This is a genomic window from Thalassolituus sp. UBA3500 (genome assembly GCF_002377545.1).
Taxonomy (GTDB): Bacteria; Pseudomonadota; Gammaproteobacteria; order Pseudomonadales; family Oceanobacteraceae; genus Thalassolituus.
The window spans coordinates 123,572-140,554 of record NZ_DFQB01000058.1 but is presented as its reverse complement, the minus strand read 5'-3'; the positions used below and the strand labels follow the sequence as shown (position 1 = coordinate 140,554).

Genomic DNA, 16,983 nt, shown 5'->3' with positions numbered 1-16,983 from the left:
GCTGCTAGTCTGGCAGGTTGTGTCACAGCCGTCGGTCCACTTATCAACCAGACCATCCAGATCGGCATCCAGGTATGCCGCGGCGGATGATGGGAAGGCGTCGAGAATCAGACCGCTATTAATGCGGCAGCTGGCATCGCAGCCAGGGGTAAAACTATCAATATAGCCGTCTTCATCGGTATCCAGTGACGCCGCAAACGTACCTGGGTAAGCATCGTCCTCGTCCAGGGAACCATCGCCGTCGCTGTCACGGTAAATACGATCGCCCATGATCAGTCCGGGTAACTGCTGGCCTGTTCCAAAGTCCCATACTTCACTGCTCCAGCTTTCGAACAAAGTACCTCTATCTGTACAGGTATTGTTGTCTGATAACGTCGGGCACTGAAGTTCACTCAAAAGTGCACCAAAGTAGGAAGCGTTAGTGCCTCGGCTTGTTTCCTGGCCGCTTGTATCGGTCGCCCAGTGCAGGTTCGCATTGGTACTGTTGTAGCTATAGCCCAACAGGCCGTAACCGTTTTCAACGTATCCCGTCGACAGATTGTTAGAGAGAGCACTGTTAGTAATACGACCGACTAGCCCTCCCTGAGTTCGACCCGTCAGGGTAGCTGCGCTGGAGAAAACGTTATTTATATTGCTGTTGGATACATCGCCTGCAAGGCCGCCAGCGTCCCATTGGGAGCTGATGGTCCCGGAGACAAAAATGCGATCAACTTCAGCATAGTTAATACGACCTGCGAGTACGCCGGTCTCATAGCGACCGGTAATGGATGTCATTAGACCGGTAATGGCTAATTTGGTTATTGTGGAGGGACGGGTGGACGTGCCTTCGATGTAACCAAATAGTCCAGCATTGCCGCTTCTATCGATATAGAGGTTCCGTATCAGGTGGCCGTTTCCATTAAAATCCGCGCTGAAGGTGTTCGATAAAGAAGAGCCGATCGGCTCCCAGCCCTCGCCATCATTCCAGTAAGTGTCCTGTTCATTCATCTGGCCATCGCCGTTGGTATCGAAGTCCAGATCCGTCGTTAGCTCAAAGCCATTACAGCCACCTTCCGGGCAGCCTGTGCTGTCTCCATACAGAGCTGCGCCATCAAGGTGATTACGGATTTCATTCAGGTCGGCAAGGTCGTTAATTTCGATCAGGCCGTCGTCATCAAGGTCGTAATCGACCCGGTCAGCAGCGGCGAAAGCGTTGAAGGACAGGATAGTGCTACAGAGCAGGGCGGCTCTGCTGATGGCGCGGATGTACATTATTGGTGGCTCTCCCATGTCAGGGAGGCACGTCAGAGGTCTTACAGCGTGAGTCCGCTGTATTCTTCGAGTGCATACATCCCTGTATGAATTCAATGTGGCAGGAGGTTACCATACTGGCCTCTTCATCTGAATCAGATTCCGTGGAATTTGCGTGGGGTTGCGTGGGGTAACGTGGGGAAAATTGACGCCGCGCGCCTGGAGATTTAACCTATGAGTGTCTTATATGGTTTCTTCAGAGTGCTGATGTCGCGACGTTTCCGATTTTCCGGTGTATTGCTTATGTTGCTGGCTATTCTGGCTCAGCCGGTGTTGGCTGCCGGGTCGTTGTGCAGCCTGGGTCATGGTGGTTCATCCGACATAGTTAGTACGTAGATGGCGCATGACCATTCGATGCATGAGCATCATGGGAATGACATCAGTAAAGCTTCCGAACCGAACAGCCATAACTGCTGCGACAGTGGCACGTGTGATATGCCTGAATGCTCTGTGCATATTATGGGGCTGACGGGGCTCAGCGTGTCGATTCCTGTCATCAATATTACAAGCTCAATCTCTTCGATGGTCGCTCAAGATCATCCTTCTGTTGCGGATTCTCTCTACCGCCCACCCATTCTGGCCTGACCCAGGATAAGTGCGCCCGGAATACGGGTTTGCACGCCTCATTTATAGCTATTTTTTAAGTTTTTCTCTTTAGAGGCGAAAGCCAGAGACGCTTTGTTATGTCGTTAAAATTATCCAGTGCGCGGTGGTTAGGTCTTGTCGCGCTGACGTTATCAGGTCAGGTGTTTTCTGCTGAGCTGACACTCAATCAGGCTATCGAGCAGGCGCTTGAACAGGACCTGTGGCAAACCAGCAGTGCGCGGCGCGAGCAGGCTCTGATTGACCGGGCTGAATCAAGTGGCTCATTGCCAGACCCGTCAGTCACACTGACTGCGGGAAACTTCCCTGTGGATACCTTTGATATCCAGCAGGAGCCGATGACGCAGTTAAGTGTTGCGGTGACGCAGATGTTCCCCCGCGGGGACAGTCGTGCTCTGAGTGCACAGAAGAACCGTGAGCTATCTTCGCAGCAACCCTTATTACGACAGGATCGTTCCCTCAAAGTCGAGCAGGCAGTCACTCGTCTTTGGTTGCAAGGTTATGAGGCTCAGGAAAGCATCAAGCTGATGGAGCAGGAGCGTGATCTGCTTCGTCAGTTGGTCGATGCCGCCCGGGCAGGTTATGCATCGGGACTAAATAACACCCGCCAGCAGGATGTGGTTGAGGCCAACGTCGAGCTGATTCGCCTTGAAGATCGTCTTGCCGAACTCAGGCAAGCATTAGCGGTTACCCGTCAACAACTGGGCGAGTGGCTGAGTGAGTCCGGGGAGGTTTTTGAGTCAGGGCAATTTGTCGGGTTATCCAAAGGGCCGACACCAGATCAGCTCCCCACCGCAGAAACCGTCATCCAGCATCCACAGGTACTGGCATTTGAACGTCGTATCCAGTCGAGTGAAACCGGCGAGGCGTTGGCGCGTCAGTCTTATCGCCCGGCCTGGGGGCTGACAGCAAAATACGGGTACCGCGATGATGATCTGATGGGCAATAACCGTGCGGATCTGATGTCGGTCGGAGTGACATTTGATCTGCCGTTATTTACTGGCAACCGTCAGGATCGGGAAGTCAGTGCTGCAGTAGCCGATACGGAAGCTCTGCGTACGGATAAGACACTGCTATTGCGCCGGATGCGCAGTGAGCTTTCGGCGGCGATGACTGAATATGCCTATCTGTATGAACGCAAAACCTTCTATCAGCAGCAGTTATTGCCTCAGGTGCAGGAGCAGGCATCCGCTGCGTTGTCTGCGTATCACTCTGATCGTGGTGATTTCCCCTCTGTGGTGAAAGTCCGTACGTCTGTACTGAATACACGCCTTGCGCGACTAAAAATAGAAACCAGCCTGCATCGCACACTGGCGGATATTCGCTATTTATCTGCGACGGCTTTGTCATCAACCGAATCGCCAACGTCAGGCTCTTCATCTTCAGGGGAATTAAAAAATGAAAAATAATTCAGTGATATTTGCTGCAGGGGTTGCCGTCGGTCTTTTCGTTTACTGGAGTGCTGGTCAGTTTTCTGATGGCAGTTCTGAAAACAGTGGTAATGCTCAGAAAAATAACGAGCCGCTTTACTGGGTTGCTCCGATGGACCCGGACTATCGTCGCGATGGGCCGGGCAAGTCGCCCATGGGAATGGATCTGGTGCCTGTCTATGAGGAGAACTCTCAGGAAGACGCTGCCGGCACCGTTCTTGTTGCCCCTGCACTCGAGCATAGTTTTGGGGTGCGCACCGCCGAAGTCAGGCGCGGGATTCTCAATCCTGTCGTTCGTTCGGCGGGCTATGTTGAATATAACGATGATTATGTCTTGCATATTCATCCTCGCACCGAAGGCTGGATTGAGAAACTGCATGTCCGCTCAGAAGGTGATCCGGTCGAAAAAGGCGCGCCACTGTACGATATTTATTCACCCACCTTGGTCAATGCACAGGAAGAGTATTTACTTGCCTTACGTCGTGGTAATGAGCAACTCGCTTCGGCATCACGCTTAAGATTACAGGCATTGCAGGTGCCTGAAGACAGTATTCGCGAAATTGAAAAAAAACGCCGTGTCAGTCAGACACTGACAATGCGGGCACCGCAGTCGGGCGTTGTTGATCAGTTAAATGTACGACAGGGGATGTACGTCGCTCCGGGTACAGAAGTACTGACACTGGCGCAGGCATCACAGGTCTGGATAACGAGCGATGTATTTACTGACGATCTGAGTTTTATCAAAGGTGGCGAAACTGCTGAGATACGCAGTGAGGCGTCACCGGGAAAGTCGTGGACTGGCGTAGTTGACTATCTCTATCCGGCCCTGAATACGAAAACACGTACGGCACAGGTACGTATTCGCCTGACCAGCCCGGCGGAATCCTTGATGCCGGGGATGTACACCCGTGTGGTCATAACTCCCGAGGGGAAAGAAGCCCTGCTGATCCCCCGTGATGCGCTTATCCGCATCGATAACAGCACGCGAGTGGTTTTAAAAACGGGCAGCGGTAAATACCGCTCAGTACCGGTAGAAAGCGGTCGCTCAGATGCTGATTCAGTAGAAATATACCGGGGTCTGGAAGCGGGTGATGAGGTTGTTATTTCCGCACAATTTATGATTGATTCTGAGTCTGCGAAAAAAGCCGATTTAAGCCGTTTTGAACACGACATGAATATGGCAGAGCGGGATTCTGAAGCACCCAAGGCAATGGCAGATGGTGTGGTTAACCGTCTAGATAAAACAGCCAGGGTTGCCAATATCAGTCGTGGGCCGATTGAGAAGTGGAACCGTCCGGCCGCCACTATGGATTTCCGTTTATCTGACGAGCTTGATTTGTCCGACCTGAATGAAGGTGACCGTATTCACTTTGTATTTAAAGTCGATCAGGGTGAATTCACTGTGATAAGCGTCCATCCACCGATGACTGGTGATATGGGCAATGCGACGGGCACGAATGAGTCGGCGGGTATGGATATGTCGGCGGATATGGATATGTCAGCGGATATGAGTGAGGGTCACGATCATGATTGAAGCGATCATTCGTTGGTCGGTGAATAATCGTCTGATGGTGTTGCTGGTCACCATCATGCTGGCGGGAGCGGGCCTTTGGTCAGTAAAAAATACCCCCGTTGATGCCATTCCGGATTTATCCGATGTTCAGGTCATTATTAAAACCAGTTATCCCGGCCAGTCTCCTGAAGTCGTTGAAAATCAGGTCACCTATCCATTGAGTACTGCCATGATGTCGGTGCCGGGGGCAACGACCGTGCGTGGTTATTCTTTCTTCGGCGACTCTTACGTCTACGTTATTTTTGATGACGATACCGATATGTACTGGGCGCGCTCGCGGGTGCTGGAATACCTGTCACAGATAGCGCCTCAGTTACCTGAGCAGGCAACGCCACAGCTTGGCCCGGACGCCACCGGTGTCGGTTGGGTCTATATCTATGCTCTGACAGACCCGACAGGCAATCTCGACCTCAGCGAGTTGCGCACGCTGCAGGACTGGTTTCTGAAATATGAGTTGCAGTCGGTTGAAGGCGTTTCAGAAGTAGCGAGCCTTGGCGGTATGGTGCGTCAGTATCAGATCGTCGTTGACCCTGAAGCCTTACGTGCATTTGATCTCCCTCTGGCGCATATCCGCAATGCGGTAAAACGAGCGAATCAGGAAAGCGGTGCCTCAGTAATCGAAATGGCCGAGGCCGAGTACATGATTCGCGCCACGGGATATCTTGAAAGTCGCGAAGATATTGAGCAGATTCCTCTGGGTCTGTCAGAGTTTGGTACACCACTGCTCCTTAAAGACGTTGCGCGTGTTGAGGTGGGCCCGCAGATGCGTCGTGGTATTGCCGAACTCAATGGTAAGGGTGAAGTCGTCGGCGGGATTGTGGTGATGCGCTACGGTGAAAACGCTGCGAATACTATTAATTCAGTGAAAGCACGGCTCGAAGAATTAACGCCAGGTTTACCTGATGGCGTTGAAATCATTCCTGTGTATGATCGCTCCGCGTTAATTGATCGTGCCGTCGATAATCTTTGGGAAAAACTGGCCGAAGAATTCATCGTGGTGATTCTGGTGTGTCTGCTATTCCTGTTTCATATCCGTTCGGGTTTTGTCGCACTGATCAGCTTGCCAGTCGGTATTCTGACAGCGTTTCTGGTGATGAAATTACAGGGGCTTAACGCAAATATCATGTCGCTCGGCGGTATCGCCATTGCTATCGGCGCCATGATCGATGGTGCGATCGTTATGATTGAAAATATGCATAAGCATATGGAGCGCACCAAAGTCACAAATGATAATCGCTGGCAGATTGTTATCCGCTCAGCGTCTGAGGTCGGCCCGGCGCTGTTTTTCAGCCTGTTAATTATTACCATCAGCTTTATTCCGGTCTTTACCCTTGAAGCTCAGGAAGGACGGATGTTTGCGCCCTTAGCCTTCACCAAAACGTACGCGATGGCGGCCAGTGCGGCGCTTGCGATTACATTGGTGCCGGTATTAATGGGCTATTTCGTACGAGGAAATATCCGCAGTGAATCCAGTAATCCGGTAAACCGAGTTCTCGTTGGCCTGTATCAGCCGCTGTTAAAAGGAGTTTTGCGTTATCCGGTGGCGGTTATTGTTGCGGCACTGATTCTTGTGTTGTTGACGTTATGGCCAGCACAGAAGCTGGGCAGTGAGTTTATGCCGGAGCTTGATGAAGGTGACCTCATGTATATGCCGACGACGTATGCCGGATTGTCGGTGGGTAAAGCACGGGAGCTGTTACAGCAGACGGATAAGCTGATTGCCACCGTTCCAGAGGTAAAGAGCGTTTTCGGTAAAGTCGGTCGTGCTGATACCGCCACTGACCCAGCGCCACTGACCATGATTGAAACCTTCATCCAGCTGCACCCGAAAAGCGAATGGCGCGACGGCATGACGACCGACAAGCTCAAGGCAGAGCTGGATGCGCTGGTGAAGTTTCCTGGCCTGACCAATGCCTGGGTGATGCCCATCAAAACCCGGATCGATATGCTATCCACGGGCATTAAAACGCCTCTGGGGATTAAGATCTCCGGCCCTGATCTTGACCAGATTGAGTCGCTTGGCAGAGCGCTCGAAGAATTACTCGGCGACCTGAAAGGCACACGCTCGGTTTATTCAGAACGGGTCTCCGCTGGTCGGTATATTACGATTGAGCCGGATCGTTGGGCCGCAGCCCGTTACGGTCTGAATATGGCAGATGTACATGACATTATCGCGTCTTCTGTCGGCGGCCAGACGTTGGCGACGACTGTCGAAGGGCTGGAGCGTTATCCGGTGAATGTGCGTTATCCGCAATCCTACCGGGATTCCCCAGAAGCGTTGGAGGCATTACCGGTTGTCACTGAATCCGGTGTACATATCCGTCTCGGAGACATTGCTGAGGTTCGGGTTGAAAGCGGCCCTCCTGCAATCAAAAGCGAAAATGGTCGCCCCAGTGGCTGGACATACATTGACGTCGATGATGTCGACTTTGCAACCTACATAGAGCAGGCCAGAGATCGCCTTAATTCGCAGCTGGAGTTACCGCCGGGGTACTCGCTCACCTGGGCCGGGCAATATGAGTACATGCAGCGGGCGAAAAAGAAGCTGACGTATATCGTGCCGTTGACGCTGGCTCTGATTGTTCTGCTGTTGGCAATGAATTTCCGTCGTTTTTCAGACGTCGCCATTATTATCGCCAGTCTGCCATTAGCATTAGTCGGCTCGGTATGGTTGATGTATATCCTTGGGTACCACATCTCGGTTGCTGCAGGTGTCGGTTTCATTGCATTGGCCGGTGTTGCGACTGAGCTGTCGGTGATTATGTTGGTGTTTCTGAATCAGTGTCTGGAGCAGAAAAGACAGCTGGCTGAACAGGAGGGCAGAAAGCTGTCGCTTGAAGACCTCCGCCAGGCAGTCATGGAGGGGGGAGCGCTCAGGGTTCGCCCGAAAGCGATGACTGCAGCGGCCATTATTGTCGGCTTGCTGCCCGTGCTGGTGGGAACAGGCACCGGTTCTGAGATCATGAGTCGTATTGCCGCGCCTATGGTGGGCGGAATGATCAGCGCATTGGTACTGACCCTATTGGTGGTGCCAGCGGTCTATTACCTGGTACATAAACGCCACCTGTATTGAAACACCGCAGACCGATGAGTCATGGCTGACAACAACCTTGTGAATGTGGTCAGTTATGACTCTGTGCGTAAGATCACATAACAACTAAAAACAGACATATCGTTGTGGAATGCCTTATAAAATTAACCAAATCTCACAGGATATAAGGAATATTTTACATACACTGAACTCCTGAATATTTAGGAGCAGCCGATGCGCAAAGTGCAGGCACTCGTTGCAGTGTTACCTTTCGGTACTTCATTACTTGGTGCTTTATTTGTCAGTGCGCTGTTCTTTAGCACTCTACTCCTCAGCACCACAGCAATAGCGTCAACGGTGCTGTATGAACACAGGCTGCCACCGGGGTTTGGCCAGATCGTGCCTGATGTGTCTTATTTTCTTGATCCGTCCGGCGATACCTCCCTTGATGATGTTCTTAAACGTTCGTTCGAGAAAGTGCGGGAGTATCCACCGCAATTCGGTTATACCGATGCAGCCGTCTGGCTAACGTTCAAGTACAGAAATCCGGGGGATATCGTCTGGCTGAGTGTTAATTATCCAATGCTCGATGATGTACAGATTTTTATCCTTGATGAACATCAGAATCTGCTTAGCGCTTATCCGTTAGGAGACAGGCTGAATTTTATTGAGCGCGTACTGCTTCGCCCTGAATTTACCGTACCTCTACCAGCATCTGAGTCCCCCATATCTGTATACCTGAGAGTACAGTCAGGATCGTCTCTGGAAGTCCCAATGACTATTTCAGAAGATGTCGTGCTACGGCAGACTATGGAAAGTAGCGCCTGGATTCAGGGGCTTTTCTTTGGCGCTATGGTGATGCTGGGGTTGTATCACATACTTATTTTTCTATCGTCGGGTGACCGTAGTTATCTTTATTTTGGTGGACTGTCGCTGACCATGGCTCTTATTCAGGCCACATTGTGGGGGCGTAGTTATCAGTTTCTCTGGCCAGAATCGCCAGGTTGGAATGACATCGCGGTCAGTGTACTGATCAATGCGTCAAATTTCTTTGGTGTGCTTTATATCGCCAAAGTCGTGAAGATCTGTGAAAGCCATCGCTGGATCAATATCGCAGCAATGACGCTGGCGATAACCTCCGCGGTAATGGTTGGTTTAAGCCTATACCTCCCTTACGCAGATGTTATTTATCCAACTCTTTTGTTGTCTATGATGACTTTTATTACCGGTGCAACCATAGTCATTGTCAGAATGCGGCGAGGGTACCCGCCAGCGTTCGCAGTCTTTGTTGCCGGGCTCATGTACACCTTGGGTAGCGCTTCGTACATTCTCGGCAAATTAGGGGTCTTTAATAATAGTTTATTGCTCGATAACGCTCTGGCTCTGGGGCAATTACTGCAGGTGCTGCTCTTCGCCTTTGCCTTGTCTGTAAGAATGGCGATGGATAAAGAACTCAGAGAACGTGCTCAACGTGATACGGCTCATGCCCAGGCGCTGTTACTTGAAACAGAGCGTGAGCAGAACATGCGCCTCGACCAAGAGGTAAAAGCCCGTACCCAGGAACTACGCGAAGCGAACGCGCGACTTGAGAAAATAAGCACAACCGACTCTCTGACCGGCCTGTATAACCGACGTCATTTTGATGAAGTTCTGGAGCGGGAATATGAACGCGGCGCGAGAGAAGGTAAGTCGTTGTCTCTTATTATGCTCGACCTCGACTACTTTAAAAACCTGAATGATTCGCAAGGACATACATTTGGTGATGAAGCATTACGTCAGACTGCTTTGCGTATTCAGGACGTGCTGAACCGCCCAGCCGATATGGCATTCCGCTACGGGGGAGAGGAATTCGTCATTCTTCTGCCAGATACTGAGGCCTCTGCAGCTCATATACTGGCACGACAGATATGGACTGCAATGCGATCCGAACCTGTTGTGATGAAACAACAAACCGTACGGCTAACCATCAGTATCGGAATTGCTGCGACCATGCCGAATAAAGAAAACTCTTACTACACCCTGTTGAAACGAGCTGACGAAAAACTGTACCAAGCTAAGAATGAAGGACGGGACCGCATCTGTATTTGATACGGCCCACGCCTTGGTTTGGATTATTGTTTTTCGACAGCAGGTGCTTGCCACTCAGCATTCAGAATATCCTGGTCTGGATCATAAAAACGCAGAGTTAACTGAAAATACTCATCAGGAGCCGGTAACCAGTTACTCAGCGGTGCTCCCTGTGGTGGCTGTGAAGAAATATACAGAGTGATATCACCATTTTCATCGGTTGCTAAAGGCGTATTACTGCTCAGTGCATAGCGCTCGATTCCGACCGCGGCAGCGTGCGCATTATTCTTCAGAAACCCATCATCACCATAAACCGTGATTGACCAGAAGGCGCCCACATCTGGCATATCGTCTGCCTTCAAGGTGAATGTATAGTCGTTACTGCCATGCATTTTTTGTAGCTGACTGTCTCTTTCAGCGTTTTGGTAGACGGCGTATTTATTCTGATTGGCTCCGAAACCTACCTGAGCAACCACGGCTCGAATAAAGTAGCGTTTACCGTAATCACCCAGTGGGATCAGCTTAGGGTTTGGCCCCCAGCCGCCGATACCGAGCAGTTTCTTCGCGCCGTCGATACTGCCTTGCCCCAGGCGGACTCCCTCATCGAGCGCCCATTTTTTATGGCGGGGTAAGTCACTGACGCCACCTTTTGCATAGCGCCCGGTGTTTATCTGGCCGAGTAACCATTCCATGCCTTTCTGGTCTGCCGGCGGTGGATTTTCTTTCATAACGTCAGACAAGCGCGTGAAGAACTCTTCACCATCCATTTTCAGAACAACATCAATCGGCGGTTCTTTTTCATGGTCCTCCAGACAATTCACCGCCTGGTTGTTTTGTCTGTTTCGGGAGGGACGGTATGTTTTTAGGCGGTACTGTCGCTGTATCCGATTAACGGCGTCCAGGTCGTTGTCTGCCAGCAGTTCTGTACGACCAATGATCCACACAAGATTGGTCGGAGCAGGGATATGAGTCACTTCATTCGGAATCCGGCCACGCCACTCCGGGCCGGTAATCAGATATTGGCCAGCGAGTGTGTTGCCTCCGGATGTATCAATTCCGGCAAAGTTATTCGACCATGCATCCAAAAGGGCCATCAGTACGTATCTGTCTGAAACCTCCGGAAGGGTAAGAATGACAGGACTCTCAGACAGGTCGAGCATGGCTGAAGAATAAAGCGTGTCGACATTTGGTCGAACCACGGCTTTAAAGTCGGTGTCAGGCAAGTCGAAGACGTGCTTGAAGGTGTTAATGTCTGCACCGAACGTACAAGAGCGCTCAGGGCCTGTCATACCTTTGCGGGTTTCATCCATCAGAACGATGGGGAAACCATAGATATAACCTTCCATAGCAATAGCAGTGGTGGTCGTTGCTTTGGCGTATTGACTGGTAAGAACTAATACAAATAGCAAAGCAGACCTGAGTGCGTTGGTCAGCTTAACGCACCGCTTGTCGGAATATAATGTGTTCATGGGACACCTGTGATTATTGTTAGTTGGTGAATGAGTTGTGGTTTTTAGCCTAGCGCTCAACCACAGAAGGCCCGTATAACGAATTGAGACAAATTGGATTCCGACGCGGGATAGTGCGGCGTATTTTGTAACGCTTTGTAGAAAACGTAGTGGATAAAGCCAATGCGGATGTTGTTGGCTTCATAAGAGACAAAAGGGGATTTCAATATGGAAACCGAAGTGAGCTTTCAATCCGTTAAGGGCATGCCTATGGTTGCCCTTCGCTCTGAGAAACCTGTCTTTGCTGTCGAACCGACCGTTGCTGCAGATACCGTTTTGTCGCACCTGAGAGCGCTTGAAGATTTCCTGGTAAGTGTAAACAGAGAAAGTGAGTATTTTTCCGTTCAGCGTATGGTAGAAGGCTTAATGGAATCGTTTGCTGGGCAGTGTAGGGTCTCGGCCGAACCCGTTGGCCGCAATCTCGATCTTATCTCAGACTGGCTGGGTGAGGATGCTCTGGGATTACGACTTGGTCCGTTTTCGAGTCGTCAGCACCCGCGTCTGGAGTTCTTCTTTAAGCAGAGTCATCTGACCCTGTTTGATTACTGCTGTATGCTAAAGCGCCACCTGACCATTACAACGGACGTGTTCAGTGTGGGGGTTGAGCGCAGCGCTGGCGAATTAACGCTTACCTTTCATCCTCATCCGGATGTTTATGTCAGTCGTCATCAGATAGAGGGCGTCGTATCATCCTTGTGCGATGCAGTACTGGACTGCTATGGACTGACACCTTCATCCATACGTTTCACAACGCCTGATGCCATCGCTCCAGAGGACTATCAGTGTGTACTCGGCTGTTGCCCAGAGTTTGATCAGTCATTCACCCAGGTCACCTTTACCTGTGCGAATGAAATCTGCGATTTTGAAGCTTCTCCCTCTCTGAGTGCGCAGGCGTTTCGTGATATTCAGGCCCTTGAAGTTGCTCACCGTCAGCAGGTAAATGAAGAGAGCTGGACACAACGTTGCCGGTTGCTCCTGGAGCTTTTATTGAGTTACGGAGAACCGACCAAAATACTGTTGGCTGAACTTCTTGCCGTTACGCCAAGAACATTACAGCGCAGATTGGCCGATGAGGGGACCAGTTGTCGTGAATTACTCGCCGATGTGCGTCTCACTAAAGCGAAAGAGTATCTCTTGGCCAATGAATTGAGTCTCGACGATATTGCATTTTTATTAGGGTTTAAAGATACGGCTGTTTTTTATCGAGCCTTTAAACAGTGGACACGGATGACGCCCGGAGAATTCAGAGCGATGCGTTCAGAGCACTATCGCTAGAAATAAAAACTATCGCTAGAAATAGAAAAGGGAGTGGATGACAATGGCTCATCCACTCCCTGATTTTTTATCTTTCTACGTTTCTACCTTTCAGGTTTCAGGCTTTATCCAACGCCTGAGACACATCAGCAATAATATCGTCGATGTGTTCAATACCCACCGAGATACGGATCAGATCCTTGCTGACGCCGGCAGACGCCAGTTCTTCGTCATTCAGCTGACGGTGTGTGGTTGATGCCGGATGGCAGGCCAGAGACTTAGCATCACCAATATTAACCAGACGTAGAATCATCTCCAGTGAATCGATAAAGCGGGTGCATGGTTCGATGCCGCCTTTAATACCAAAGCTAAGAATACCGGAGGCTTTACCGCCGGTAATTTTCTGACATTCAGTGTGGTATTTGCTGTCAGGCAGCGCCGCGTAGTTTACCCAGTCTACTTTCGGATGGTTCTGTAAAAACGTAGCCAGTTTTTCTGCGTTTTCACAGTGACGTTCCATACGCAGGCCCAGGGTTTCTAGGCCTTGCATGATCTGGAAAGCGTTCGTCGGCGACAGCGCCGCCCCTGTATTACGCAGAGGCACGACGCGGCAGCGTCCGATGTAGGCCGCTGGGCCGAGTGCTTCGGTATACACCACGCCGTGATACGACGGGTCTGGTTCGTTCAGCACTTTGAAGCGTTCTTTATTGGCGGCCCAGTCGAACTTGCCGGAATCCACAATCGCACCACCGACGGTCGTTCCGTGGCCACCAATGTACTTCGTTAATGAATGCACTACGATGTCGGCACCGAGTTCAAACGGACGACACAGGAAAGGCGTCGCCACGGTGTTATCGACAATCAAAGGTACGCCATGACGGTGAGCGATTTCTGCGAGTTTCTCAATATCCACCACGTTACCCGCCGGGTTTCCGATGGATTCGCAGAACACCGCACGGGTGCGCTCATCAATCGCGGCCTCAAAACCATCAAAATCGTTATACGACACCATGCGCGCTTCAATGCCTTGACGCGGCAGTGTGTGAGCGAACAGATTGAAGGTACCGCCGTACAGCTGGCTGGTGCTGACGATATTGTCACCGGCTTCACAGATGCATTGCAGGGCATAGGTAATGGCAGCCATTCCTGAGGCAACACACAACGCACCGATGCCGCCTTCCATGGCTGCGATGCGTTTTTCCAGCACATCGTTGGTCGGGTTCATGATGCGGGTGTAGATATTGCCCGGCACTTTCAGGTCAAACAGGTCGGCACCGTGTTGGGTGTTATCGAAGGTATAAGACGTCGTCTGGTAAATCGGCACGGCTGCCGACTTGGTGGTTGGCTCTGGTTCGTAGCCTTCGTGCAGTGCAAGAGATTCGAGTTTCATAAGCGTGCTCCTTTCGGTTATGAGCGCTGTTGGGAGTAACGTTTTAGTTGTATGTGGTGGTCGATGGTAGCAGGTTGCTGGCTGGGGTTCAGGTGCTTGAGTGTGGGTATTTGAAAGGACGGATGATTGAATACGTTGGGGAGTTAATGGTATGTTATAGTATAACATTGATGCGAAAACCCCATCAGAGAGACGCTATGCATCCGACTACTGCCGCTAAACTGCCCGTGACCGTCTTGTCAGGATTTCTGGGGGCCGGAAAAACCACCGTGCTCAGCCATATTCTCAATAACCGCGAAGGGAGCCGGGTGGCGGTTATCGTCAATGACATGAGTGAAATCAACATTGATTCGGCCATTGTGCGTAACGAAGTTACGCTTAACCGCAGCGAGGAAAAGCTGGTCGAGATGAGTAACGGCTGTATCTGCTGCACTCTGCGTGAAGATCTGTTAATTGAAGTCAGCAAGCTGGCGAAAGAAGGTAACTTCGATTATCTGGTGATTGAATCGACCGGTATTTCTGAGCCTCTGCCGGTGGCTGAAACATTCACGTTTGCCGATGAAGATGGCATTTCTCTCTCGGATGTTGCGACCCTGGATACCATGGTGACTGTGGTTGATGCAGTGAACTTTTTACGCGACTACGACGAAGCAAAAGCACTGAGTGAAACCAGTGAATCGCTGGGTGAAGAAGACGAACGCAGTGTCAGTGACCTGCTTGTTGATCAGGTCGAATTTGCCGATGTGATTCTGATCAGCAAAACTGATCTGGCAGCCCCTGAGGATATTCAGCGCCTGACGGCGATTATTAAAACGCTGAACACCGAGGCGCGCATTCTGCCGATCAGTGAAGGGCGCGTTGATCTGGGTAAAGTGCTGGGCACCGGGCTGTTTGACTTCGACCGGGCACAACAGGCGCCGGGCTGGCTGAAAGAAATGCGTGGCGAGCATATTCCGGAAACCGAAGAGTACGGCATTGGCAGTTTTACCTACACCGCCCGACGTCCGTTTCACCCAGAGAAGTTCTACGATTTTCTGCACAATACTAAAGATTACGGTAAATTAATTCGCTCAAAAGGGTATTTCTGGCTGGCTACCCGTCCTGAGTTTGCCGGACAATGGAGTCAGGCCGGAGGCATCGCGCGTTATGGTTTTGCAGGCATGTTCTGGAAGGCGGTTCCTGAAGAGCGCTGGCCGACGGACCCAGATTACTTAGAGGCGATTAAAGCGCAATGGGTTGAGCCGTTTGGCGATATGCGTCAGGAGCTGGTATTTATTGGCCAGAACCTGAATCAGCAAGCCTTTACCGACGCGTTAGATCGCTGCTTGTTGAGCGATGAAGAGCTACTTGCCGGTAAGTCATTCTGGTTGACTTTGCCGGACCCATTTCCATCGTGGGAGCGAAGCGACGATAATGATCAAAGCGCAGAGACATTGACCGAGCCCGAGACGGAGAACGTATGAGACTGAAACGAACTTTAAACTACGCGACCCGACTATCTGTATTGCTCGCAGTATGTACGGGAGCTGGTGTGGCTGTTGCTGAGCTTCATGATCACCACGATGAGCATGATCACAGCTCTCATGATGACAATGGTCATCAGCCCGATACCGACCACAATCACGCTCATGACCACCATGGCGGTGAGCATCACGGCGCACACATTCACGGTGTCGGACACCTGAATATAGCGATTGAAAACGAGGTTGTGACTATTTATCTGCAAACTCCGGCAGCCGATATTATTGGTTTCGAACACGTCGCTGAAACCGAAGAGGAGCGTGAGATAGCTGAATCGGCGCGCAGTAAACTGAACGATGCGGCGGCAATGTTTCGCTTCAGTGGTGCTGACTGTCAGGTGCGTCCGGGGTCTGGGGTTGAAGTTCCGGCTTCTGACGGCGAAGCATCGGATGTCATCGCCGAGTACACCTTTGAGTGTGCCGACGGAAACTTGCCAGAATCCATGGCGGTCGAATTGTCGACAGAGTTTCCTGACCTGAAGGTACTGAAAGCGGTCTGGCTGACCGAGAGCAGCCAGGGAATCAAAGAGTTAACGGCGCAAGATCACGTCATCACATTCAGATAACAGCCCGGCCTATTCGTAGTAAGGTTCGATATGGTGGAGCCTCATACGGTAGGCCGATTTTGCCGTTGTGTTTTCAATAATGCCGGTATCCAGCGTACCGTATAACCAGAACGGATCGTATAACGCATCGACCTGAATCCCATCCGGGTGAGACACATAAATGATCTGGTTAGGCGGTGGTGGTGGCAAGTGCAGGCAAGCACCAAAGTAAGGAACCAGAAAGAATTCAGTGATGGTCTGGTTATCATCGAAGTCCAGAGGGACGATAAAGCCCGGCAGTTTAATGTGCTTCCCCTGCATTTCACTCACTGTATTGGTAGAAACTAAAGCCCGTTGAAATGCAGAGTTGGCAAGATCTGAGCTGTCTCCATATACGTCGCTGTCTGGCGTGTTGTTTAGTTTGCCGCCTATGACGTCTTCTTCTGACCCGTCTTCGATATTCATCAAGGCTTCAGGTGGATTTTTCAGGGCTATCAGGTCCATTTCAGGAATAAGATCGGTCCAGTCAACGGAGGTAAAAGAATCTTTCGGAAGTACGGGAAGAGGCTCGGGTGCCCGCACGGCTTGCGCCTGATTCATTCCGGCTTGCGTAGCTTCTGTCTGCTCAGTTGCCGCATTAGCGCTGCTATTTGTCGTAGTACCTGTATTACCGGGCGCGGAGCTCTCCGCGCAAGCGGTGAGCAAAATGCTGAAGATGCTCAGCGCGAGCAGTCTGAATATTGGGTTCATCGTTAAAGCCTGAATAAAATTT

General features: G+C 51.0%; 12 protein-coding genes and 1 pseudogene. 9 read left to right on the top strand and 4 right to left on the bottom strand.

The genetic code is table 11. The features are described from left to right. Positions 1-1,251 (bottom strand): annotated as a pseudogene (locus tag B2R29_RS14415) (autotransporter subunit C); the annotation flags it as partial. Between the two features lie 213 nt (positions 1,252-1,464). On the opposite strand from B2R29_RS14415, the gene B2R29_RS14410 reads away from it, so the two are divergent. From B2R29_RS14410 to B2R29_RS14385, 6 genes are all read left to right on the top strand, one after another. Next, entirely contained in the window at positions 1,465-1,626 is a 162-nt protein-coding gene (locus tag B2R29_RS14410) for a hypothetical protein (RefSeq protein WP_301181710.1), read from the top strand. Between the two features lie 99 nt (positions 1,627-1,725). Continuing rightward, entirely contained in the window at positions 1,726-1,875 is a 150-nt protein-coding gene (locus B2R29_RS14405) for a hypothetical protein (protein ID WP_301181709.1), read from the top strand. Between the two features lie 98 nt (positions 1,876-1,973). Beyond that, the gene (locus tag B2R29_RS14400; protein WP_301181708.1) at positions 1,974-3,302 is read left to right on the top strand and encodes a TolC family protein; all 1,329 of its coding nucleotides are present in this window, start codon (positions 1,974-1,976) and stop codon (positions 3,300-3,302) included. Continuing rightward, positions 3,292-4,857: an efflux RND transporter periplasmic adaptor subunit gene (locus tag B2R29_RS14395; RefSeq protein WP_301181707.1), complete on the top strand. Its 1,566-nt coding sequence runs from the start codon at positions 3,292-3,294 to the stop codon at positions 4,855-4,857. The genes B2R29_RS14400 and B2R29_RS14395 overlap by 11 nt, the downstream gene beginning before the upstream one ends. Beyond that, positions 4,850-7,969, top strand: coding sequence for an efflux RND transporter permease subunit (locus B2R29_RS14390; RefSeq protein WP_301181706.1), 3,120 nt, complete (start codon positions 4,850-4,852; stop codon positions 7,967-7,969). Before B2R29_RS14395 ends, B2R29_RS14390 begins: the two co-directional genes overlap by 8 nt. A gap of 192 nt (positions 7,970-8,161) precedes the next feature. Next, complete coding sequence (locus B2R29_RS14385) at positions 8,162-10,015, top strand: sensor domain-containing diguanylate cyclase (RefSeq protein WP_301181705.1); 1,854 nt, start codon at positions 8,162-8,164, stop codon at positions 10,013-10,015. A 23-nt stretch (positions 10,016-10,038) separates the two neighbouring features. Here the strand turns inward: B2R29_RS14385 and B2R29_RS14380 are convergent, their stop codons facing one another. Further along, on the bottom strand, positions 10,039-11,463 hold the full coding sequence (locus tag B2R29_RS14380; protein WP_301181704.1) for a DUF1254 domain-containing protein: 1,425 nt from the start codon (positions 11,461-11,463) through the stop codon (positions 10,039-10,041). Between the two features lie 207 nt (positions 11,464-11,670). Between B2R29_RS14380 and B2R29_RS14375 the strand changes: the two genes are divergently transcribed. Then, on the top strand, positions 11,671-12,777 hold the full coding sequence (locus B2R29_RS14375) for an AraC family transcriptional regulator (RefSeq protein WP_301181703.1): 1,107 nt from the start codon (positions 11,671-11,673) through the stop codon (positions 12,775-12,777). A 97-nt stretch (positions 12,778-12,874) separates the two neighbouring features. On the opposite strand, the gene B2R29_RS14370 is transcribed toward B2R29_RS14375, so the two are convergent. Continuing rightward, positions 12,875-14,146, bottom strand: coding sequence for an O-acetylhomoserine aminocarboxypropyltransferase/cysteine synthase family protein (locus B2R29_RS14370; RefSeq protein WP_301181702.1), 1,272 nt, complete (start codon positions 14,144-14,146; stop codon positions 12,875-12,877). A 197-nt stretch (positions 14,147-14,343) separates the two neighbouring features. Between B2R29_RS14370 and zigA the strand changes: the two genes are divergently transcribed. Next, positions 14,344-15,609 (top strand): zinc metallochaperone GTPase ZigA, encoded by a 1,266-nt coding sequence (gene zigA, locus B2R29_RS14365; RefSeq protein ID WP_301181701.1) that lies wholly within the window; start codon positions 14,344-14,346, stop codon positions 15,607-15,609. Continuing rightward, positions 15,606-16,232: a ZrgA family zinc uptake protein gene (locus tag B2R29_RS14360; protein ID WP_301181700.1), complete on the top strand. Its 627-nt coding sequence runs from the start codon at positions 15,606-15,608 to the stop codon at positions 16,230-16,232. Before zigA ends, B2R29_RS14360 begins: the two co-directional genes overlap by 4 nt. A gap of 9 nt (positions 16,233-16,241) precedes the next feature. Here B2R29_RS14360 and B2R29_RS14355 read toward each other — a convergent pair whose 3' ends face one another. Then, complete coding sequence (locus tag B2R29_RS14355) at positions 16,242-16,961, bottom strand: DUF3299 domain-containing protein (protein WP_301181699.1); 720 nt, start codon at positions 16,959-16,961, stop codon at positions 16,242-16,244. Positions 16,962-16,983: the final 22 nt, after the last annotated feature.